The 21,453-nt window shown below is 53.1% G+C and carries 18 protein-coding genes and 1 pseudogene; 18 read left to right on the top strand and 1 reads right to left on the bottom strand.

Features of this window, described 5'->3' with window-relative positions:
- The first annotated feature begins 523 nt into the window (after positions 1–523).
- From rpmH to ABA45_RS18785, 6 genes and pseudogenes are all read left to right on the top strand, one after another.
- Complete coding sequence (gene rpmH, locus ABA45_RS18790; protein WP_026224022.1) at positions 524–658, top strand: 50S ribosomal protein L34; 135 nt, start codon at positions 524–526, stop codon at positions 656–658.
- 15 nt (positions 659–673) lie between these two features.
- Positions 674–1,090, top strand: a complete 417-nt coding sequence (gene rnpA, locus ABA45_RS18170; RefSeq protein ID WP_048388515.1) for a ribonuclease P protein component — start codon at positions 674–676, stop codon at positions 1,088–1,090.
- On the top strand, positions 1,090–1,353 hold the full coding sequence (yidD, locus tag ABA45_RS18165) for a membrane protein insertion efficiency factor YidD (protein WP_048388513.1): 264 nt from the start codon (positions 1,090–1,092) through the stop codon (positions 1,351–1,353). Before rnpA ends, yidD begins: the two co-directional genes overlap by 1 nt.
- Positions 1,354–1,357: 4 nt before the next feature.
- Positions 1,358–3,055 (top strand): membrane protein insertase YidC, encoded by a 1,698-nt coding sequence (gene yidC / locus ABA45_RS18160; RefSeq protein ID WP_048388511.1) that lies wholly within the window; start codon positions 1,358–1,360, stop codon positions 3,053–3,055.
- A 120-nt stretch (positions 3,056–3,175) separates the two neighbouring features.
- The gene (mnmE, locus tag ABA45_RS18155; RefSeq protein WP_048388509.1) at positions 3,176–4,546 is read left to right on the top strand and encodes a tRNA uridine-5-carboxymethylaminomethyl(34) synthesis GTPase MnmE; all 1,371 of its coding nucleotides are present in this window, start codon (positions 3,176–3,178) and stop codon (positions 4,544–4,546) included.
- 81 nt (positions 4,547–4,627) lie between these two features.
- Positions 4,628–4,828, top strand: a pseudogene (locus ABA45_RS18785) (DUF2789 family protein); the annotation flags it as partial.
- Here the strand turns inward: ABA45_RS18785 and ABA45_RS18150 are convergent.
- Positions 4,800–5,267, bottom strand: a complete 468-nt coding sequence (locus ABA45_RS18150) for a YchJ family protein (RefSeq protein ID WP_227506080.1) — start codon at positions 5,265–5,267, stop codon at positions 4,800–4,802. The pseudogene ABA45_RS18785 and the gene ABA45_RS18150 sit on opposite strands and share 29 nt — an antisense overlap.
- 312 nt (positions 5,268–5,579) lie before the next feature.
- Here ABA45_RS18150 and ilvD point away from each other — a divergent pair, with 312 nt between their 5' ends.
- From ilvD to atpB, 12 genes are all read left to right on the top strand, one after another.
- The gene (gene ilvD / locus ABA45_RS18145) at positions 5,580–7,271 is read left to right on the top strand and encodes a dihydroxy-acid dehydratase (protein ID WP_048388505.1); all 1,692 of its coding nucleotides are present in this window, start codon (positions 5,580–5,582) and stop codon (positions 7,269–7,271) included.
- Positions 7,272–7,471: 200 nt separating this feature from the next.
- Positions 7,472–8,935 (top strand): sodium:proton antiporter NhaD, encoded by a 1,464-nt coding sequence (gene nhaD / locus ABA45_RS18140; protein ID WP_048388502.1) that lies wholly within the window; start codon positions 7,472–7,474, stop codon positions 8,933–8,935.
- A 130-nt stretch (positions 8,936–9,065) separates the two neighbouring features.
- The gene (locus ABA45_RS18135; RefSeq protein ID WP_084708389.1) at positions 9,066–9,626 is read left to right on the top strand and encodes a DUF3833 domain-containing protein; all 561 of its coding nucleotides are present in this window, start codon (positions 9,066–9,068) and stop codon (positions 9,624–9,626) included.
- A 58-nt stretch (positions 9,627–9,684) separates the two neighbouring features.
- Positions 9,685–10,797: an efflux RND transporter periplasmic adaptor subunit gene (locus ABA45_RS18130; RefSeq protein WP_048388501.1), complete on the top strand. Its 1,113-nt coding sequence runs from the start codon at positions 9,685–9,687 to the stop codon at positions 10,795–10,797.
- Positions 10,798–10,800: 3 nt separating this feature from the next.
- Entirely contained in the window at positions 10,801–13,944 is a 3,144-nt protein-coding gene (locus ABA45_RS18125; protein ID WP_048388500.1) for an efflux RND transporter permease subunit, read from the top strand.
- A 47-nt stretch (positions 13,945–13,991) separates the two neighbouring features.
- Entirely contained in the window at positions 13,992–15,323 is a 1,332-nt protein-coding gene (locus ABA45_RS18120; RefSeq protein WP_048388498.1) for an MFS transporter, read from the top strand.
- 313 nt (positions 15,324–15,636) lie between these two features.
- Positions 15,637–17,523 (top strand): tRNA uridine-5-carboxymethylaminomethyl(34) synthesis enzyme MnmG, encoded by a 1,887-nt coding sequence (gene mnmG / locus ABA45_RS18115; protein WP_048388496.1) that lies wholly within the window; start codon positions 15,637–15,639, stop codon positions 17,521–17,523.
- Complete coding sequence (gene rsmG / locus ABA45_RS18110) at positions 17,524–18,171, top strand: 16S rRNA (guanine(527)-N(7))-methyltransferase RsmG (RefSeq protein ID WP_048388494.1); 648 nt, start codon at positions 17,524–17,526, stop codon at positions 18,169–18,171.
- Between the two features lie 58 nt (positions 18,172–18,229).
- Positions 18,230–19,024: a ParA family protein gene (locus ABA45_RS18105; protein ID WP_041635393.1), complete on the top strand. Its 795-nt coding sequence runs from the start codon at positions 18,230–18,232 to the stop codon at positions 19,022–19,024.
- A 58-nt stretch (positions 19,025–19,082) separates the two neighbouring features.
- Positions 19,083–19,958 carry a ParB/RepB/Spo0J family partition protein gene (locus ABA45_RS18100; RefSeq protein WP_048389254.1) on the top strand — a complete coding sequence of 292 codons (876 nt, stop codon included), beginning with the start codon at positions 19,083–19,085 and terminating at the stop codon, positions 19,956–19,958.
- 203 nt (positions 19,959–20,161) lie between these two features.
- The gene (locus ABA45_RS18095) at positions 20,162–20,554 is read left to right on the top strand and encodes an ATP synthase subunit I (RefSeq protein ID WP_048388491.1); all 393 of its coding nucleotides are present in this window, start codon (positions 20,162–20,164) and stop codon (positions 20,552–20,554) included.
- Positions 20,555–20,569: 15 nt separating this feature from the next.
- Positions 20,570–21,421 carry a F0F1 ATP synthase subunit A gene (atpB, locus tag ABA45_RS18090; RefSeq protein ID WP_048388489.1) on the top strand — a complete coding sequence of 284 codons (852 nt, stop codon included), beginning with the start codon at positions 20,570–20,572 and terminating at the stop codon, positions 21,419–21,421.
- Positions 21,422–21,453: the final 32 nt, after the last annotated feature.

Here is a 21,453-nt window from a genome sequence, read left to right as displayed (position 1 = left end):
ACAGCCTTGTGTACAGAAAATAAAAAGCTTAAGAGTTACCCACAGAGGTATGTGTGTATCCACTCCTAACCCCTGTGGAAAACCTGAGTACACATGGTGCATAACTAACCCAATATTCCCAGCCTTAAGTTATCCACAATCCGTATCTCCCTTATCCACAGCGCCCACTGGCACTTATCATCACCTTCACCAACTGGACACGTTTATGATTTATATCGGTTTAAATCGCTTATCCACAGAAAAAGGCCTGTGTAATAACAGTAGTATTCAATCTTTAAAGAGAATTATAAAAGAACAATTACTACTGTTAGCTGGGCGTTTTTTACATTTTTTGCTCGGATAAGACACCCAATGACAAAGACCATTGGCCGAACCTCTAGAGCTTATTCCCACACCCATAAAAACAACCCGTTTATTAGCGTTGAATTCCCACAAAAATTTGCATAGAATACCGCTCCTGTTTTGGTTGTTCATTTTCCAACCACAGACTGAATTCCTAATCCAGAATTGTGAGATCATTCCCATGAAAAGAACGTTTCAACCAAGCGTACTGAAGCGTAAGCGCGTTCACGGCTTTCGTGCCCGTATGGCCACTGCAAATGGCCGTAAAGTTCTGGCTCGCCGTCGTGCAAAAGGTCGCGCACGTCTGTCTGCGTGATTTTTGGTCTGCCGCATGAAGGCTTTGAGTTTTCCGAAATCGCATCGCCTGCTCAAACCGGCTGATTACGGCAAGGTCTTCGATGACGTGCAACTGAAAGTTCCGCACCGGAATTTTCTGATTCTGGCAACGCCCAATTCTCTTGGACATGCCAGAGTCGGTCTTATATTTGCAAAAAAGAACTTGAAGCTGGCTGTACAGCGCAACCGTGTTAAACGCCGAATTCGTGAAACATTCAGGTTGAAACAGCAGCTCCCGGCACTGGACATCATTGTTCTTGGCCGTCAGGGCTTAGCTCAGTTAGACAATAATCAAGTCAATCTAGCCCTGCTGGATCTTTGGCAGCGATTGGAACGCAAATACAGTAAGCTGCAATCTACCCCGGCATCCGTCGCCTTGATACCACTTGGCAAAGCAGAAGGAACGGAATAATGCGCCAGCTTTTGCTGATGCCAATTCGTTTTTACCAGTATTGCCTTAGCCCGATGCTGCCCAGCCGCTGCCGTTATTACCCCACCTGTTCAGATTACGCTGCCCAAGCTATTACCCAGCACGGCGCCGCCAAAGGCTCTTTGCTCGCACTAAAACGCTTGCTGCGGTGTCATCCATGGGGGAGTTCCGGTTATGATCCGGTTCCCGGCACCTGTTCTGCCAAGCACCATCAAGTTTCAACAACTCACAAACCCAGACAGTAAATTTATGGATATCAAGCGCATCGTACTTTTTGCCGGCCTGGCAGTTGTCAGTTATTTGATGATACTCGCCTGGAACGAGGACTATCACCAGTCTGTGCCAGTTGCTCAAACCAGCGAGCCAGTCGACTTTGCCACCGCTGGCAACAACGACGCTATGACGTTGCCGGAAGCAGGCGAAGTCAATACCGATGAGTTCGCCACTCCGGAAAGCGGAACGTCGCTGAGCAACACAGATATCATCAGCAACGCTAGCAATCAGTACGTTCACGTCGTAACCGATGTGTTTGATATCACCATAGACCGAGTTAGCGGTAATCTTGTCAGCAGTTCCCTCCTGCAATACGACAAAGAATTACACGGCGACGAGCCATTAAAGCTTCTGTCAAATACCCAAAACCGACTATACGTTCTGGAAAGTGGGTTAATAGGTCGCGATGGCCCGGACAATAGCCGTAATGGCGATGCACCGGTGTACAGCTCAACTCAGAATAGCTATCAGATGGCGGAAGGCGAAAATCAGCTTGCAGTGGATTTGAACTACACCACTAAAAGCGGCGTAAATATCATTAAACGCTTCACGTTCAACCGCGATGACTACCAAATTGATATCCGCTACTTGATCGATAACCAGTCAGAAACTGAGTGGCAAGCGAACTTTACCGGCAAGATTGTGCGTGACCAAGCCGGTGATCAAACATCCCAGAACAGCATGGGAATTAAAGCTTTCTTGGGATTGGTCGTCAGCACACCTGAAGATCCTTATGAAAAGTATGACTTTGACGATCTTAAAGACAAACCACTCAACCAGTCTGTCACCAACGGATGGATGGCATTTCTACAGCACTATTTTCTAACCGCCTGGGTACCAGAACCAGACCAACAATCACAGTTCCAAACCACTCGCCGCGGCCCTTTAGCCGTCATGGGTTTTGTTTATCCAGCGACTAATGTACCTGTTGGCGAAACTGTTGAAGTGGGCGCATCAGCCTACATCGGTCCAAAAATTATTGACCGGCTGAAAACGGTGGCTCCAAACCTGGACCGCACCGTGGACTTTGGTTGGCTGTTCTTCATCTCGCTACCATTGTTTGTTGTGCTAAATTGGTTTCACGGCATCATCGGTAACTGGGGCGTATCGATCATACTGCTGACCGTTTTGGTTAAAGGCCTTTTCTTTCATTTGTCAGCAACCAGCTATCGCTCTATGGCACGAATGCGCGCCGTAGCGCCTAAGTTAGCTCGTATGAAAGAATTATACGGTGATGACCGCCAGCGTATGTCTACAGAAATGATGGCGCTGTACAAGCGTGAGAAAATTAATCCGTTAGGCGGGTGCCTGCCCATATTGGTGCAAATGCCGGTATTCATTTCCCTATACTGGGTTCTATTTGAGAGTGTGCAACTGCGCCACGCACCTTTCGCGCTGTGGATTCACGATTTGTCGGTGATGGACCCGTACTTCATTTTGCCAATTATTATGGGTGCCAGCATGATGTTGCAGATGCACCTTAACCCCACGCCGCCAGACCCCATGCAGGCGAAAATTATGAAGTTGATGCCGGTCGTATTCACCATCTTCTTCCTGTGGTTCCCAGCAGGTCTGGTACTGTACTGGGTCGTGAACAACGTTTTGTCTATCAGTCAGCAGTGGTATATTACTCGCAAGATTGAAGCTCAAATGGCGGAAAAAAAGCACTCATAATCTAACCAGTCAGATTATCCAGCAAGGGCTCCGTTACGGGGCCTTTGTTGTTTCAGTACTTTGGAAAACACAGTGTTATAGACCATTTGATCCCGCTCATATTAATCTGGAGCCGCGGCCATGAATCACCCCACAGAAACGATTGCAGCCATCGCCACCGCACCTGGCCAAGCCGGCGTCGGCATTGTGCGAGTTTCTGGCCCCCAGGCGACTGTTATTGCCCACAGCCTGCTGGGTTATGAACCCAAACCGCGTTATGCCCACTACGGCCCATTTAAAGACTGCCAAGGTGAATTAATCGACGAAGGTATTGGTCTGTTTTTTCCAAACCCCCACTCGTTCACCGGCGAAGACGTGTTCGAACTCCAGGGCCATGGCGGAACCGTTATTCTGGACTTGCTGCTACGAGAGGTGTGCGCTCTAGGTGCAAGGCTGGCCAGGCCTGGAGAATTCTCCGAGCGCGCGTTTCTTAATGACAAACTCGATCTGGCCCAGGCAGAAGCCATTGCTGATCTGATTGAAAGCAGCTCGGAACAGGCAGCCAGATGCGCGGTGCGTTCCATGCAAGGCGTGTTCTCGCGGCGTATTGAAACGCTAGTGGAGGCTATTACCCACCTGCGGATTTATGTGGAGGCCGCTATCGATTTTCCAGAAGAAGAAATCGATTTTCTGGCCGATGGAAAAGTCGCCACTGATCTTCAGAGTCTGCGAGACCAGCTCCAGGGCATCATGCTGGAAGCCGAGCAGGGCACTATTTTGCGCGATGGCATGAAAGTGGTGATTGCCGGCAGGCCCAACGCCGGTAAATCCAGCCTGTTGAACGCCCTTGCCGGCCGTGAGGCAGCGATTGTGACCGCGATCGAAGGCACTACTCGCGACGTATTGCGGGAACACATTCACATTGACGGTATGCCGCTGCACATCATCGATACCGCCGGTCTACGAGATAGCCTAGACGAAGTCGAACAGATTGGCATTGCCCGTGCCTGGGATGAAATTCGCCAAGCCGACCGTATACTGCTGATGGTAGATGCCACCACCACCGATAAAACCAGCCCCGATGAAATCTGGCCAGATTTTATTGACCAGCTGCCAGCTGCTGCACCGATTACGGTCATCCGCAATAAGGTGGATTTGTCGGGTGAAAGCGTGGGTTTATTTGAACTATCCCCGCAGCAGGCCCCGGTGATCCGTTTGGCAGCCAAGTCTAGTGCGGGTTTAGATGCACTCAGGGATCATTTAAAGCAGTGCATGGGCTTCGCGAGCACCACTGAGGGTGGGTTTCTAGCTCGCCGTCGCCATTTGGACGCGCTCAAACGCGCTGCCGAATTCCTGGCTCAAGGTCAGGCTCAGCTTGAAGGCTATGGCGCCGGTGAACTGCTAGCAGAAGATCTGCGCGCCGCTCAGAATGCACTGGGAGAGATCACCGGAAAGATCACGCCGGATGAGCTTTTGGGCAAGATTTTCGGCTCGTTTTGCATCGGAAAGTAAAATAACAATAGAAAATTACCTTTCCATAAACGTTTTTTTGATACGCCATTAGCCAGATAAAGTAATTATTTACACACCCTTTTTAACTTGTTTCAGCGATTAGGCCTGGCAGCCGACGATGCCAGCAGGGAGCAGTTTGTGCGTCAGCATTCTCCACTGCCACTTGAAGTTGTGCTGGCAGACGCAGGTTTTTGGAGTCTGGGTCTTCTCGCACCTAAAATCGCGATAGTAGGTTTTGAAGGTCTGGTTGACGTTATCGAAAGCAAAGGCAACAAGCCTTGAATTTTCTGCCGCTGCCACAGGGACAGAGCTCATTGCGACCGGGTTTCAAAATACCCTCGTGGGGTTCACCTTGCAGGTAATACCAGTGGCCATTTTCCCGCACAAACTGGGAATATTCCTGTAAATAGCCCCAACCCGGATGCAATCGATAAATGGCCTGAAAGTGTACTTGGCCCACGTCGCCGTTTTGGCTGCTATCCAGAATGCGCAGAGTCACCCAGTCTGGCGTCTCGTCCAAATTCAGTGTTGGCGGTCGAGTGCTTGGGTGCCAACTGGCGCGCACATAGTCACCTAGCTTTAGCGCAAACCCACTAAAACGTGAGCGCATGAGCATTTCGGGCGTGTTGGCAATAGCTCCGTCGTGATAGCGTTGGCAGCAGTCTGCGTAGGGTGTCTGGTTACCGCAGGGGCAGTTTAGATTAGTACATTTGGTTGGCATGACTCTCTGGTACGCGTCGAAAATATGCCAATCAGTGTAACAGCCCGGGTATTCGTGCAACCGAATCCGTTTTTTTTCGCAGCTGCAATCCGCCTTTACCGGCTTTTTTCCTTATAGTGATTATATTGAAATCGCTGGGTAAAAAGCCGGAAATGGCATTTGGGTGATTGATAAAAGTATGACTAATGTTATGCCGTCAGCCGCGGTAATATTTCAGCGCTGTGGAGTCCTGGTGTAAACTTGCGGCCCAACCCTCTCAAAGCCGCCTGTTACCCGTAAACGACAGGACGACAAAAACAAGGACACAGCGTCATGAGTGATACCCCGCAAGACCCTCGCCGCCGTTATTCCGCCCCGGTTGTGGACGGTGTGGCTAAATCCGCCAGCCGTTCCATGCTGAGGGCCGTCGGTTTTAAGGACGAAGATTTCAGTAAACCGCAGGTCGGCATCGCTTCAACCTGGAGTATGGTTACCCCCTGTAATAGTCACATTCACGAGCTTGCCGAGATTGCTTGTAAGGGTGCGGACCAAGCCGGTGGCAAAGGCGTTATCTTTAACACTATTACGATTTCTGACGGTATTGCTAACGGCACTGAAGGCATGAAGTATTCTCTGGTGTCGCGAGAAGTCATCGCAGACTCCATTGAAACCGTGGCCGGTTGTGAAGGTTTTGACGGTTTGGTTGCCATTGGTGGCTGTGACAAAAACATGCCTGGCTGCATCATGGGCTTGGCACGGCTTAACCGGCCCAGCGTGTTCGTTTATGGTGGTACCATTTTGCCTGGTGAAGGTCACACCGACATTATTTCAGTGTTTGAAGCGGTGGGCGCCCATGCCAAAGGTGAACTGTCGTTGATTGAAGTGAAGCATATTGAAGAAACTGCTATTCCTGGTCCTGGTTCCTGTGGTGGCATGTACACCGCCAATACCATGGCTTCGGCCATAGAAGCACTGGGTATGAGTCTACCCGGCAGCTCGGCGCAGAATGCAGTGTCGAATGACAAAAAAGCCGATTGCGAAGCCGCCGGTGCCGCGGTCATGAATCTGTTGGATCTAGATATCAAACCTTCCGACATTATGACCCAGCACGCCTTTGAGAACGCCATCACTGTGATCATCACCTTGGGTGGTTCCACCAACGCCGTACTGCACCTGATTGGTATGGCCAACACGGCGGGTGTGAAGCTAACCCTGGATGACTTCACTCGCATTGGTAAAAAGGTTCCATTGTTGGCGGATCTGCGCCCTAGCGGCCATTACATGATGAGCGAATTGGTGGCCATTGGCGGCATCCAGCCACTCATGAAAATGCTGCTAGACGCCGGCATGCTCCACGGTGATTGCCTGACAGTAACTGGCAAAACCCTGGCCGAAAACCTTGCTACGGTAGAACCTTATGCCGATGGCCAGAAAATCATTATGCCTCTGGACCAGCCCATCAAAGCGGAAAGCCACCTGCGCATTCTGTTTGGTAATCTGGCGCCGGAAGGCTCCGTGGCAAAAATTACCGGTAAGGAAGGTACTCATTTTAAAGGTCGGGCGCGTGTGTTTGGTTCGGAAGAAGAAGCCCAGGCACGAATTCTGGACGGCACTGTGGTGGCTGGCGATGTGCTGGTTATCCGCTATGAAGGCCCACGCGGCGGCCCTGGCATGCGCGAAATGTTGTCACCCACCTCGGCGATTATGGGCCGTGGGCTGGGCAGCGATGTGGCTTTGATAACCGATGGTCGTTTCTCCGGTGGTAGCCACGGCTTCGTAGTAGGCCACATTACGCCGGAAGCGTTTGATGGCGGTCCTATTGCCTTGGTGCAAGACGGCGACGAAATCGTAATTGATGCCGTAGTCGACACTATTGAGTTAATGGTCAGTGACGACGAACTGCAACGCCGTCGCGACGCCTGGCAGCAACCGCAACCGCGTTATACCCGCGGTGTGTTAGCCAAGTATGCGCGCACCGTGAGTTCGGCATCGACCGGTGCAGTGACTGACCTGCCCGAGCCTTGAGGATAAGCCCGGTGCCGTTACCGCAGATATCGGTACGGCGCCGAGCTTAAATCGCTTATATCTTCACTATATAAACCAATGGGTAGTTAACGAAAAAGCGGCTTTAAACAACATCAGTCAAGCTCTTCGCAACCGCTTTGCGCTCTAATAAAGCACACTTTAAATTACCAAAATCCAAGAACACGTTCAGGTTTCTATCAATGTTACTCCCCCTAATTGCGGCTGCTCGACGGTGGTCGGTATTCCTTCTCAGTGTATTTTTTGCCCTATTTACTTTTAGCGGTTCTGCTTTGGCCGCATCGACTGAAACCATGGATTTGACCAACCATCCGGTCGGTTACATTGCCGTTCTGCTGTTCGTAATAGCCTATATTTTTGTCATGATGGAAGAAAAGCTGCATCTGCGAAAATCCAAGCCGGTGTTGATAGCCGCAGGTTTAATCTGGTTTTCAATAGCTGCGGTTTATGTTGTCAACGGCGATACCGAAAGCACGGCGGAGGCACTACGCCACAATCTGCTGGAATTTTCCGAGCTAATGCTGTTTTTGTTGGTCGCAATGACCTACATAAACGCTATGGAAGAGCGCCAGCTGTTTGACGCCTTGCGGGCCTGGTTGGTTGGCAAAGGTTTTAGTTACCGGAGTTTGTTCTGGATTACCGGTGTGTTGGCATTTTGTATATCGCCGGTGGCCGACAACCTGACTACCGCTCTGCTGATGTGCGCGGTACTGCTGAAAGTGGGAGAGAACAGTCCGAAATTTATCAGCTTAGGCTGTATTAACATTGTGGTGGCAGCCAACGCCGGTGGTGCATTTTCGCCTTTTGGCGACATAACTACGTTGATGGTGTGGCAAAAAGGTGTGGTTAATTTCGCCGAGTTTTTTGACCTGTTTATACCGGCGCTCATCAGTTTCACGGTGCCGGCGATCATTATGAGCTTCTTCATTCCCAATGATATGCCCAACCCTGCGACGGAAGCAGTCATTATGAAACGTGGTGCCCGTCGTTGCGTTGCCCTGTTTCTATTGACCATTATTACCGCTGTTTGTGGCAGCAACTTCCTGCACTTACCGCCAGTGGTGGGCATGATGATGGGTCTAGGATACCTTCAGATATTTGGTTATTACCTGAGTCGGACGTTCAAACAACACGTGGAAAACGAACGCAAACGGGCCGAAGTGCACCAGGATTTCCGCCTGCTGAACCGCTTGGACAAGGCGCTGCCGTTTAACGTGTTCAATCCGATCGCCCGTGCTGAATGGGACACCCTGTTATTCTTCTATGGTGTGGTTTTGGCGGTAGGTGGTCTTGGTTACATCGGCTACTTGAGCGAAATTTCCACCATTATCTACACCGGCTGGAACCACACCTTGGCTAACGCTGCGGTGGGCATTTTATCGGCAGTGGTAGATAACATACCGGTGATGTTCGCGGTGCTGTCGATGAATCCTGATATGTCCCACGGCCAGTGGCTGCTCGTTACCCTGACGGCGGGTGTGGGCGGTTCCATGTTGTCTATTGGCTCGGCTGCTGGTGTCGCACTCATGGGCCAAGCCCGTGGCAACTACACCTTTATGAGTCACCTGCGCTGGACGCCGGCTATAGCCCTGGGTTATGTGCTGGCCATATTGTCCCACCTTTGGCTCAACGCTGATCTGTTCTGAAATTCTGGCGCCCACCGAAATCTGATCGGAACCCCGGGTGCCAGCGTATTCTTCCCAAACAAGCGTGATTCTTGTAGCGGCCGTTATATTACGGCCGCCGCACTACGCCGTAGTCTCAGGGAGAGTAAAAATGATGAAAGTTTTGGGTGTCAGCCGTGTATGGGGCTGGAATCGACTGTGGCTACTGCTACCGTTCTTTCTACTTGGCGGCTGTGCCGGCCCATCGTTGGACGATTATCAAGATCGCTCACCGGCGCTGGTACCCGACCAATTCTTCGCTGGCAACCTGTCTGCCCGCGGTGTGGTCAAAGACTGGTCTGGAGCCGTTATTCGGACTTTTGATGCGGACATAAAAGCATCGTGGACCGAGCAAGGTGTAGGCACGTTAGACGAAGTATTTCGCTTTGATGATGGCGAGGTACAAGCCCGGGTATGGACTTTAACGCCAGATGGCGATAGTTATCGTGCTACCGCCGGTGATGTTACCGAAGCTGGCACCATGCGCTGGTCGGGCAATGCCATACACATGAACTATATGCTTGAGGTGGCCTACGGTGATGGCACCCTTGAAGTGCGTATGGATGATTGGATGTATCTGGTAACACCGGATACGTTGATCAACCAAACCACCATGAGTAAGTGGGGAATTGATGTGGGTGAAATCGTTTTGGTTATTCAAAAGCAACCCTGACCGCCAGTGCAGCGTGAAAGACTGCGTGCGAATTGAAAAAGACACAGGCTGAACGATTATGAAGCAATGGTTGATCGCGGCGATGCTATTGGTGGCTGCTCTTGCGGCATCGTGGCTGGTGCAGTATTACAACAGTAACGCCGATGCGGAGGCCGCGAGTGCCCGCGAGCGGGCGCCCAGATCGGTGGCCGTGGCGTTTCCGGAACGCACCACCGTGAGCGATCGGGTACAAGCAGTGGGTAATCTGCAGGCCGAAGACTCCATTGCCTTGACCACTGAACTCAGCGGCCGAGTGGTGCAACTGAATCTTGAACCCGGACAGCGGGTGGCTGAAGGTGATGTGTTACTTCGTCTGGACGACCGCCAGGCCCGGGCCGATCTGCAGGTTATAGAGGCGCGCTTGGCTGACGCTAAACGCCAATACGATCGAGCCCGCCAGCTGGTCACCAATAACAACATCGCCATTGCCCAGATGGACGAGTTGCGCACCGCTGCCGACGTGCTTCAAGCTCAGCGCGTAGCAGCCAAAGTAAATTTGGAAAATCATCGAATTATCGCGCCGTTTGCCGGCGTTATTGGCCTCAGTGATATCAGCTTGGGGGCTTACGTCACCGCCGGCACCCGCCTTGCAACACTCGATAGTGCCCGGCGTATGGAGCTGAACTTCTCAGTGCCGGAACGCTACCTGGGCCAGCTTAGAGCCGGCCTAACCGTGCAGGGCGAATCTCCAGCCTACCCAGGGCAGTCGTTTGACGGCGAACTGGTGGCGCTGGATTCGCGGGTGAGTGAGCTAAACCGTTCGCTGGCGGTGCGCGCGCTGATCGACAACGCCGATGGTCGCTTACGCCCGGGCCAGTTCATGTCCGCTAGCCTGACTTTGCAACAGCGTCAGTCCTTGGTAATTCCTGAACAAGCGGTGATCGTGCGCGGTGATAACAGCTACGTGTTCGTGGCTGAAGATGGCATTGCCCGGCGACTGACGGTGAGCTTGGGCGCGCGTTTGCCGGGCAAGGTAGAGGTGACTGCGGGCCTGGAGGAGGGCGTCGAGGTTATTGTAACCGGCCAGGATCGTTTGAGCAGTGGCGAGCGGGTGTCGCCGAACCCTGACGCTCAACTGCCTGCTAATCGCTTTATTTCAGGCGCAGGCGCAGACAACGGCGGGGAGTCTTAAGTCATGGTGCTGTCCGATGTGTCCATCAAGCGACCGGTATTAGCCACAGTATTGAGTTTGTTGATTGTGGTGTTCGGCTTGGCTGCATTAGTAGGGCTACCAGTGCGTGAATACCCGGATATCGACCCGCCTGTGGTGTCCATCAGCACCGATTACACCGGCGCCGCCGCCGAAGTGGTGGATACCCAGATTACCGAATTGATTGAAGGCGCCATCAGCGGTATCGAAGGTATACGATCCATTGAATCTTCCACCGAGCAAGGCGAATCTCGTACCAGCATTGAATTCAACACCAGCCGCAATATCGACATTGCCGCCAACGACGTGCGCGATGCGGTCTCGCGCATCAGCAACGAGCTGCCGGTAGAAGCCGACGCGCCGGTGGTAAGCAAAGCTGATTCCGATGCCCGCCCGATGATGTGGATCACCTTGCGCAGTGACGTGTGGGACAGTGCAGAATTGAGCGATTACGCCGACCGTGTTCTAGCAGACCGCTTCTCGGTGCTGGATGGCGTGGCGGATGTGCGTATTGGTGGCGAACGCCGCTACGCCATACGGGTTTGGCTAGACCGGGAGAAGCTGGCTGCGCGGGATGTTACCGTCGCCGAGGTGGAACAGGCGCTGCGGGCTAACAACGTGGAACTGCCTGCCGGATCGGTGGAATCGTCTACCCGCAACTTTACTGTGCGCGCCGAAGGCCGGTTGACCACCGTTGATGAATTCCGCAATCTGGTGGTGCGCCGCTCTGGCAACGATCTGCTGCGCCTGGGTGAAGTGGCCAATGTGCAAATGGGTGTAGAAAACGATGCCGGTAGCCTGCGTGCTAGCGGCAAAACTTCCATAGGCTTGGGCATTATCCGCCAGTCCAAAGCCAACACAGTGGCGGTGTCCGACGCCGTGCAGGCGGAGCTGGCGCAGATTCGCGAATCCTTGCCCCCGGAAGTGTCGATTCTTGAAAGCTACGACGAATCGGTGTTTATTCGCGCATCGATCAAAGAGGTCATAACAACTCTGGCCATTTCAGTGGCCTTGGTGATTTTGGTGATCTTCTTGTTTTTGCGCTCCTGGCGCGCCACCTTGATCCCTGCGGTGACCATTCCAGTCGCGGTGATTGGTGCTTTCATCGGCCTCGGCTTTCTTGGTTTCTCGGTTAACGTGCTGACGTTGTTAGCGGTAATACTGGCCATTGGCCTGGTGGTAGACGATGCCATTGTGATGCTGGAAAACATTCAGCGTCGCATTGATAACGGTGAAGCGCCGTTGCTGGCGGCCTATCACGGCGCGCGCCAGGTAGCGTTTGCGGTGATTGCGACGACTGTTACCCTGGTGGCGGTGTTTGTGCCCATCTCCTTTATGGGTGGCAACGTGGGCCGGCTGTTTGCCGAATTTGGTTTTACCTTGGCCGCTGCGGTGGTGTTCTCAAGTTTTGTGGCGCTCACCTTGGCGCCCATGCTGTGTTCAAAATGGCTGCGCCCTAGCCCCAAGGCCGGGCAGAGCAAGGGCTTTTGGGCAGTCATTGAAAAAAGTCTTGATGGTCTTACCAGTGGTTATCGTCGGGTATTAGAATTTGCCCTGCGTCAGCCCGGTTTGTGGTTGGGATTAGGGCTGGTGGGGCTGGTGGCCGCCGGTGCTATTTACCCCCAGTTGCCACAAGAGCTGGCGCCAACCGAAGATCGTGGCACCATCATCATGCCGGTTAGCGCTCCCCGCGGTTCCACCGTGGAGTTCACCGACCACTACGTGCGCCAGGCTGAAGCTCAGCTGTTGCCCTACCTGGAAGAAGGCATAGCCAGCCGGATGTTGTCTATTGTGGGCTTTCGCGGAGAGGAAGACCGCGGGTTTATGATCATGGGCCTGGTACCCTGGAATGAGCGTGACATTAAACAGCAGGATGTGACCAATCAGATCCGTCAAAAAATGAGCCAGATTTCCGGGGTGCGGGTTATTCCTATTAATCCCCCAGGCCTGGGTCAGCGCGGCTTCAGCCAGCCGGTGGAATTTGTGGTAGCGGGGCCGGACTACGAATCGGTGCAGGCCTGGAGTGAAGAACTGATCGAACGGGCAAAACAGAACCCCAATCTGCTCAGTCTGGAAACCGATTTCGAGCTGACCCGGCCGGAACTGCGGGTAAACATAGACCGCGAACGCGCTGCCGACCTGGACATTACCGTGCAGGATGTGGGCTTAACCCTACAAACCATGCTGGCCTCGCGCAAGGTGACGACCTACATTGATCGTGGTCGCGAATACGATGTGATAGTGCAGGCGGCAAATGCTGACCGTGCTACGCCGGAAGACCTAGGCCAGATTTTCCTGCGCCCGCGGGAAGGCGGGCAGATGGTGCCTCTGCAAGCTTTAGTGAGTTGGGAAGAAATCGGCGCCAATCCGGATTTGCGCCGTATCGACCGGCTGCCGGCGGTGGTGATCAGTGGTTCCTTAGCCGACGGTTATGATCTGGCCTCTGCACTGGATTATCTGAACACCTTGGCAATGGACACTTTGCCACCAGAAGCACGGGTAAGCTATCGCGGGTTGTCGCGAGAGTTCCAAGAATCTTCATCGGCTATTTTTATCACTTTTGGCCTGGCATTTTTGATTGTATTTCTGGTGTTGGCTGCGCAGTTTGAGAGTTGGATTCATCCGCTGATCATCATGTTGTCGGTGCCGTTGTCGATTACCGGTGCACTTATGGCCCTGTGGTGGACTGGTATCAGCCTGAATATTTACAGCCAGATTGGCATTATAATGCTGCTGGGGTTAATGGCGAAAAACGGCATTTTAATTGTTGAATTTGCTAATCAGCTGCGGGATCAGGGCTATTCGGTACGCGACGCCATTGTGGAAGGTTCTGTGTTGCGTTTCCGCCCGGTACTGATGACCACCATCTCTACGGTGTTTGGCGCTGTTCCTCTGGTACTGGCCACCGGTGCTGGCGCCGAAAGCCGTGCCGCCATTGGCGTGGTTATACTAGGTGGGCTGGTATTCGCCACCAGTATGACGCTGTTCATTGTGCCGGTGCTGTACAATCTGCTGGCGCGCTTCGCCAGCTCTTCCAACGCCGTTGAGAAAAAGCTGAAAGCGCTCAGCGAAAAGCCAACCATGCCGGCTGATACAGCGACTGTAACGGGCGCCGACCAGCGGCTCTGAATTTGCAGCCCCCGGGCTTATCCCGGCGAAATCCGGGAGACACCGTTTTGGCCAGCCCTAACGCCAGCTCGAGCCAGTTTCAGCTATTGCGCCAGCGGCGGTTTTTGCCGTTTTACCTGACCCAGTTCAGCGGCGCTTTCAATGACAACCTGTACAAAAACGCGCTCTTGCTGCTGATCACCTTTACCACCGTAGGCTGGGCCGGCCTGCCGGTGGACCTGGTGGTTAATCTTGCTGCGTTTCTGTTTATTGTGCCCTATTTTCTCTTTTCAGGGCTGGCTGGCCAGTTGGCTGACCGCCACGAAAAAACCCGCATTATTCGCTGGGTGAAAGCCGCAGAAATCGTCATCATGACATTGGCTGCGTTGGCGTTGTGGCAAGGTTGGTACGGCGTATTGCTGTGTCTGCTGTTCTTGATGGGCACTCAGTCCGCTTTTTTTGGTCCAGTCAAATATTCCATTCTGCCCCAAGTACTGGAGCCCAGCGAGTTGGTGGGTGGTAATGGTCTGGTGAGCGGCGGCACATTCGTGGCCATACTGCTGGGCACCATTGCCGCTGGCGTACTGGCCAGTTTCCCCCTGGCAACCCCGCTGATAGCCTTTGCTGTGGTTATTATGGCGCTATTGGGTTACCTGAGTGCGCGCAAAATACCCGTTACGGTCGCGCCGGAACTACCGAAATCAATGAGCCCCATGTGCTGGCAGCCCCTGCGGGAAAGTTGGCGCCTAATGGCGGTGGCCGCCGAACAGCGTCCGGTGTTGTTGGCGATATTGGCCATTTCCTGGTTCTGGTTTTTGGGCGCAGCCTATCTAACCCAGTTTCCCAATTTTGCCCGACTGCACCTGCAGGGCGATGAAACCGTTGTTACCTTGTTGCTGTCACTTTTTATTGTCGGAATTGCCAGTGGTTCGGTGTTGTGTGAGCGGCTAACCCACCACAGTGTCAGTCTGGCGCCCGTGCCTTGGGGTGCCTTGGGTTTAACGTTACCGGGCATCGATCTGTTTTTCGCACTGCCGGCCAGCGCCGAGCCAACAACCTGGTGGTTGTTACTGAGCCAACCTGAATACTGGAGGTTGCTGGTCGATCTGGTGTTGATTGGCGCCGCCGGCGGGCTCTTTATTGTACCTTTGTACGCCTATATTCAGAGAGCCACCGAGGCCCACAAACGCGCCCGTATTATCGCCGCGCTGAACGTTATCAACTCGTTGTTTATGGTGGTCAGTGCGCTGGCGGGTATGCTACTGCTGGGAATTGCCGGTTTGAGTATTCCATTGTTTCTGTTGATCTTGTCTGTGGTGAATCTGTTGGTGCTGCCGCTGGTGTTATGGATTCGTCGCTACAAAGGGCAAGAATCAACCGTCAAACATGTGGATAAATAAGTGAACAAGCTGCGGGCAACAATTAAAATTATTTTTTAAAAGATATATAAAACAAGCTGTTATGCTGTTAATAAGGGCAATTAATAAATGCGTCGATCTGTGGATAACTTTATAGTGATGTACTTGAACAAGCTCTGGCAAGCGGTTGAAATTTAGTCAATTTCACAGCCATTTTTGAGGCCGTTGACGAATTTTGTAAAGGGTTGCCTTAACTGGTTAAAATTTGCACATCCCGACTGCAATTTAGCAGCCGAGGCGTTATACTCGCGGCCTTGTTTTTACTTGATTCTGTTCCCGTTGTTTGAGGTGATTTGTGGATTTTCCGACCCGTTTCGATGTAATTGTTATTGGTGGTGGCCATGCGGGCACCGAAGCCGCGTTGGCAGCGGCGCGTATGGGCTCACAAACCCTGTTGCTGACCCACAACATTGAAACTCTAGGACAGATGTCCTGCAACCCGGCCATTGGTGGTATTGGTAAAAGCCATCTGGTAAAAGAAATTGACGCGTTAGGCGGAGCCATGGCCCGCGCCACGGACAGGGCCGGCATCCAGTTTCGCGTGTTGAACGGCCGCAAGGGCCCCGCCGTGCGCGCTACCCGCGCCCAGACCGATCGCATTTTGTACAAAGCTGCCATCCGCGAAATACTGGAAAATCAGCCTAATTTGACTCTGTTCCAGCAGTCCGCCGATGATTTGATTGTGGAGAACGAGCGGGTAACCGGCGTCGTCACCCAGACTGGCATCCGTTTCCTGGGCAAAACAGTGGTGCTGACCACCGGTACTTTTCTGGGCGGCATAATACACATTGGTATGAAGAATCATGCCGGTGGCCGTGCTGGTGATGCTCCGGCCAATGCGTTGGCTCAGCGCCTGCGGGAACTACCGTTTAACGTTGGCCGGCTGAAAACGGGCACGCCGCCGCGTATTGATGCCCGCAGCGTAGACTTTTCAGTGATGCAGCAACAGTGGGGCGATGACCCAACGCCGGTTATGTCGTTTATGGGTTCCCGCGATGAACACCCACGGCAAGTTTGCTGTCACATCACCCGTACCACCGAAGAAACCCATGACATCATTCGTAGCGGCTTTGATCGCTCACCGATGTTCACCGGCAATATCGGCGGTGTTGGCCCGCGCTACTGCCCGTCTTTAGAAGACAAGGTAAGCCGGTTTGCCGACAAAAGCTCGCACCAGATTTTTGTCGAGCCTGAAGGCCTGACCACGCATGAGCTTTATCCCAATGGCATTTCCACCAGCTTGCCGTTTGATATTCAGGTTAGAGCCGTTCAGTCGATTCCGGGTTTTGAGAAGGCCCACATCATGCGCCCGGGCTACGCTATCGAATACGATTATCTAAACCCTCAGGATTTACGCCACACCCTGGAAACCAAGTTTATTCAGGGTCTGTATTTTGCCGGCCAGATTAACGGGACTACTGGTTACGAAGAAGCAGCAGCTCAAGGCTTGCTTGCAGGCATTAACGCTGCGCGGCAGGCGCAGGATAAAGATGCGTGGTATCCGCGCCGTGATGAGGCCTACATTGGTGTATTAGTGGATGACTTGATCACCATGGGTACTTCCGAGCCTTACCGGATGTTCACCAGCCGCGCCGAATACCGACTCATTTTGCGCGAAGACAACGCCGACCTGCGGCTGACCGACAGCGGCCGCGAACTGGGTCTGGTAGACGACGAGCGCTGGCGTAAATTCAACGCCAAGCGCGATGCTATAGGTACCGAGCGCAGCCGCCTGGAAGGCACGCGCGTGCATCCGAACAGCGCTGCGGGTGAGCGTGCCAATCAGTATCTGAAGCAGCCTCTGGGCCGTGATCACACATTGGCCGAGCTGCTGCGGCGCCCGGAAATAGTGTACGCCCACATTGCCGATATCGCGGAATATCGGGCCGATGACGCCATAGTGGCTGACCAAGTTGAAATCGAGATTAAATACGAAGGCTATATTTCGCGCCAGGCCGACGAGATCGAGCGCCTTCGCAAAAATGAGAACACCGCGCTGCCAGTTGATCTGGATTATGGCATAATTGGCGGATTATCCAACGAAATCAAGCAGAAGCTAGGAGCCGTGCGACCCGAAACCGTCGCCCAGGCATCCCGAGTTCAAGGTGTTACACCGGCCGCCATAAGTCAAATTCTGGTGCATATGAAAAAGCGCGAATTGTTGCGCAAGCAGAGCGCGTAAATGGCACAGAATCCAGTATGGCAGCGTCAGCTTGACGAAGGCCTGGCACAAATGGAGCTTAAGCTCGACGCCAGCCAACAGCGACAGTTGTTGGCATTTTTGGCGTTGCTGACCAAATGGAATAAGGCTTTCAACCTGACCGCCGTGCGTGACGAGCGCGAGATGGTATCGCGACAACTGCTGGACAGCCTCAGCATTGTGCCGTTTGTAACCACCCATCACTTGCTAGACGCCGGTGCTGGTGGCGGTTTGCCAGGAATTCCGCTGGCCATTGCCCTACCAGACACGCGCTTTACCCTACTGGATAGTAACGGCAAGAAAACCCGCTTCCTTAAGCAGTGTGTGCTGGAGTTGGGATTGCGCAACCTAGACATTATTCACAGTCGCGCCGAGGCATACCAGCCCCGTGAGCCGTTTACCCAGATCAGCAGCCGTGCGTTTGCCGCGCTGGACAACCAAGTGAACTGGTGCAACCACCTGCTGGCAGGTAACGGTGAGTTTATTGCCATGAAAGGCCAGTATCCCGATGATGAAGTGGCTGCCCTTGGCCGTGGCTGGCAGGTAAACTCTAGCCATGGGCTGGCAGTACCCGGCGTAGAGGGTGAACGTAACGTGCTGATTATTGGCCGCAACGGACACCCACACTGAGGAATTCAGCAGCGCTGATCCTTTGACCGACAACAAAACCTGACACAGGAGGCAAGCGATGGCGCGCGTGATTGCGGTGACCAATCAGAAAGGCGGTGTGGGTAAAACCACCACCTGCGTCAACCTTGCCGCATCTCTGGCAGCGACCAAACGCCGGGTGCTGCTGGTAGACATGGACCCCCAGGGCAATGCCACCATGGGTAGCGGCATTGACAAAAACGCCCTGCAACTCTCTGGTTATGATTTGCTCACCAAGCGCGCCAGCGCCAGTGAGATTATCATTCATAACGAGATGGGCGGTTATGACATTATGCCAGGTAACGGTGATTTGACGGCCGCTGAAGTGGAGCTGATGATGGAAATCGGCCGCGAGCATCGTCTGCGTCAAGCCCTGAACCCGCTTCGTGACAACTACGATTACGTGCTGATTGATTGCCCCCCATCGCTGAACCTGCTGACGGTGAACGCGCTCTCGTTCGCTGATTCCATTCTGATTCCGATGCAATGTGAGTATTACGCGTTGGAAGGCCTGGCAGCGCTCATGAACACCGTGCAGCAGATTCAGGAAACGGTAAATCCTAATCTGCAGGTTGAAGGCATTCTGCGGACCATGTATGACCCCCGCAGCAGTTTGACGCGCGATGTGTCGGGTCAGCTTATCGAATTTTTTGGTGATAAAGTGTATCGCGTTGTCATTCCCCGTAACGTACGCCTGGCGGAAGCACCCAGCCACGGCATGCCTGCCTTGAAGTACGACAAAGCCTCGAAAGGCGCTATTGCCTATCTGGCTCTAGCGGGTGAGATGGTTCGCCGGCACGGAGCAAAGAAAGCATCTGACGCGGTTGCCGTGTAAGATGCCGCCAACGCAAAGAGCAATTTGATGGACATTAACGGAAACAGTGGCTGACACCATGGCGGCGAAAAAACGAGGACTTGGGGAACGCGGGCTAGGAGCCTTATTGGCAAATTCCCGCGTAAATCTGGAGCAGACACCGGCCAGCCAAGACGGCGAGTTGCGGGATATTGCTTTGGATTTGATTCAGCGTGGCCGCTATCAGCCGCGCCGCGACATGGACCCGGCAGCCTTGCAAGAGCTGGCCGACTCCATTCGCCAACAAGGCGTGATGCAGCCAGTTGTAGTGCGTCCTCTGGCCGCCCAACGCTTTGAACTGATCGCTGGTGAGCGCCGTTGGCGCGCGGCCCAGATGGCCGGCCTGGAGTCGATACCGGCTATTATTCGGGACGTATCAGACGAAGCGGCCATCGCTATGGCCCTGATCGAGAACATTCAGCGCGAAAACCTGAACCCCATCGAAGAAGCGTTTGCCCTGCAACGTTTACAGGACGAGTTCGGGCTGACTCAGGCTCAAGTGGCTGAAGCGGTCGGCAAGTCACGTACGACCATCACCAATTTGCTGCGCCTGATTGGCTTGACCGAAGATGTGCGGCTGATGCTGGAGCATGGCGATCTTGAAATGGGCCATGGCCGTGCCATGCTGACTCTGGCGCCAGAGCAGCAAATGCAGGTGGCCCGGCAGGTAGTGGCACGTTCACTATCGGTGCGCCAAACCGAAACTCTAGTGCGCCAGCTGCAGCAGGAGAAACCTGGTAGCGGCACAGCGGCCAAGCCCAGAGTGGAGCCAAATATCCGGGCGCTGCAGGACGATCTGGCCGAGCGTCTGGGTGCACGGGTGGCGATTAATCACGGCCAGCGTGGCAAAGGGAAGCTGGTTATCGAATACAGCTCATTGGACGAATTAGACGGAATTTTAGGCCATATCAAGTAGTTTGAAAATAAAACACAGTTTTAGCTAAATAACCAAGAAACACCAGATGTCGTGACTTTTTCAGGGACAGCCACAAATTGTGTGATAAATACGGGTTTCCGGTGGTGTTTTAATGAAGTTCTGGCTAGGTTTCGTTCAGAGCTTGGTTGAACAACAACTTCTAAAATCATATAATTTTGCGCGTTTGTAATGACAACATTGATATGGCTTCTCAGCAATCTCGAATCACCTATGTTCCATTAGCTCGTTGGCTGGCCATTGAGTTTACAGGTCTGATTATAATCAGCCTGTTGTGGTCACTACACAGCGTTTTGGCCGGTTATTCCGCCTTCATCGGCGGTCTTATTTTCATAGTGCCAAATGCCTGGTTTGTTCACCGGGTATATCGTTATCAGGGCGCCCGCCACGCGCGCCTAATGGTGGGGAATTTGTTCCGGGCGGAATCCACCAAAATCGCCCTTACCGCTGTTTCTTTCGCGGCTGTTTTCACTTTAATGGAGCCGGTATACGTGCCGGCTCTATTATTCACTTTTGCTGTGATGGTTGTAGCGGGCGGCGCATTGCGCTGGCTGATACGGCCACAACCACGGCGATGACTGGACTAGAGCAGAATGGCTGATACCCCAGTAGAGTATATCAAGCACCACTTACAGAATCTGACTTACGGAAAGCTTGACGCCGGCTACGAGCGTTTTGACGGCAGCGTAATGAACGATACCAGTTGGACGTTTGCGCGTACGGCTCAGGAAGCCTCAGACATGGGGTTCATGGCTGTCCATGTAGACACCATGGGCTGGTCCATTGCAATGGGCGTATTGTTTCTGGGCCTGTTCCGCTTTGTCGCCAGTCGCGCGACGACTGGCGTGCCGGGTGGCCTGCAGAATCTGGTCGAAATCACTGTTGAATTTATAGAAGGTCTGGTTCGTGACGGCTTCCACGCCCGCAACCCGTTAATTGCGCCACTTGCGATGACGGTTTTCGTGTGGATTCTGCTGATGAACTTGCTCAAGCTGATCCCGGTTGACTATATTCCGTTGCTGGCCAAGTTTATGGGTCTTGAATACTTCAAAATTGTACCGACGACGGATCCCAACGCCACTTTTGGCATATCCATTGGCGTGTTCATACTGATCATCTTCTACAGCTTGAAAGTCAAAGGTATAACGGGCTTCGCCAAAGAACTGGGCATGAAGCCGTTCAATCACTGGGCGCTGATTCCGGTGAACCTGGTACTCGAAATCCTCGTACTGATTGTGAAACCCATCAGTTTGGCGCTGCGTTTGTTCGGCAACATGTACGCTGGTGAGGTTGTCTTTATTCTGATTGCGCTGCTGCCGTTTTGGGCGCAGTGGACACTGAGCGTGCCCTGGGCCATTTTCCATATATTGGTTATTCCGCTGCAGGCATTTATTTTTACGATGTTGACCATAGTTTATCTTGCATCAGCACACGAAGATCACTGATTTACCCGTTAAAAAGCAAACCCTTAACTATC

The sequence above is a fragment of the Marinobacter psychrophilus genome, assembly GCF_001043175.1.
Lineage (GTDB): Bacteria > Pseudomonadota > Gammaproteobacteria > Pseudomonadales > Oleiphilaceae > Marinobacter > Marinobacter psychrophilus.
This window is presented reverse-complemented; position numbering and strand designations above follow the sequence as displayed.

What these genes read in the sequence shown, in the direction of transcription:
- rpmH (WP_026224022.1), top strand. Translation starts at nt 524, where the DNA reads ATGAAAAGAACGTTTCAACCAAGCGTACTGAAGCGTAAGCGCGTTCAC.
- rnpA (WP_048388515.1), top strand. Translation starts at nt 674, where the DNA reads ATGAAGGCTTTGAGTTTTCCGAAATCGCATCGCCTGCTCAAACCGGCT.
- yidD (WP_048388513.1), top strand. Translation starts at nt 1,090, where the DNA reads ATGCGCCAGCTTTTGCTGATGCCAATTCGTTTTTACCAGTATTGCCTT.
- yidC (WP_048388511.1), top strand. Translation starts at nt 1,358, where the DNA reads ATGGATATCAAGCGCATCGTACTTTTTGCCGGCCTGGCAGTTGTCAGT.
- mnmE (WP_048388509.1), top strand. Translation starts at nt 3,176, where the DNA reads ATGAATCACCCCACAGAAACGATTGCAGCCATCGCCACCGCACCTGGC.
- ABA45_RS18150 (WP_227506080.1), bottom strand. Translation starts at nt 5,267, where the DNA reads ATGCCAACCAAATGTACTAATCTAAACTGCCCCTGCGGTAACCAGACA.
- ilvD (WP_048388505.1), top strand. Translation starts at nt 5,580, where the DNA reads ATGAGTGATACCCCGCAAGACCCTCGCCGCCGTTATTCCGCCCCGGTT.
- nhaD (WP_048388502.1), top strand. Translation starts at nt 7,472, where the DNA reads ATGTTACTCCCCCTAATTGCGGCTGCTCGACGGTGGTCGGTATTCCTT.
- ABA45_RS18135 (WP_084708389.1), top strand. Translation starts at nt 9,066, where the DNA reads ATGATGAAAGTTTTGGGTGTCAGCCGTGTATGGGGCTGGAATCGACTG.
- ABA45_RS18130 (WP_048388501.1), top strand. Translation starts at nt 9,685, where the DNA reads ATGAAGCAATGGTTGATCGCGGCGATGCTATTGGTGGCTGCTCTTGCG.
- ABA45_RS18125 (WP_048388500.1), top strand. Translation starts at nt 10,801, where the DNA reads ATGGTGCTGTCCGATGTGTCCATCAAGCGACCGGTATTAGCCACAGTA.
- rsmG (WP_048388494.1), top strand. Translation starts at nt 17,524, where the DNA reads ATGGCACAGAATCCAGTATGGCAGCGTCAGCTTGACGAAGGCCTGGCA.
- ABA45_RS18105 (WP_041635393.1), top strand. Translation starts at nt 18,230, where the DNA reads ATGGCGCGCGTGATTGCGGTGACCAATCAGAAAGGCGGTGTGGGTAAA.
- ABA45_RS18100 (WP_048389254.1), top strand. Translation starts at nt 19,083, where the DNA reads ATGGCGGCGAAAAAACGAGGACTTGGGGAACGCGGGCTAGGAGCCTTA.
- ABA45_RS18095 (WP_048388491.1), top strand. Translation starts at nt 20,162, where the DNA reads ATGGCTTCTCAGCAATCTCGAATCACCTATGTTCCATTAGCTCGTTGG.
- atpB (WP_048388489.1), top strand. Translation starts at nt 20,570, where the DNA reads ATGGCTGATACCCCAGTAGAGTATATCAAGCACCACTTACAGAATCTG.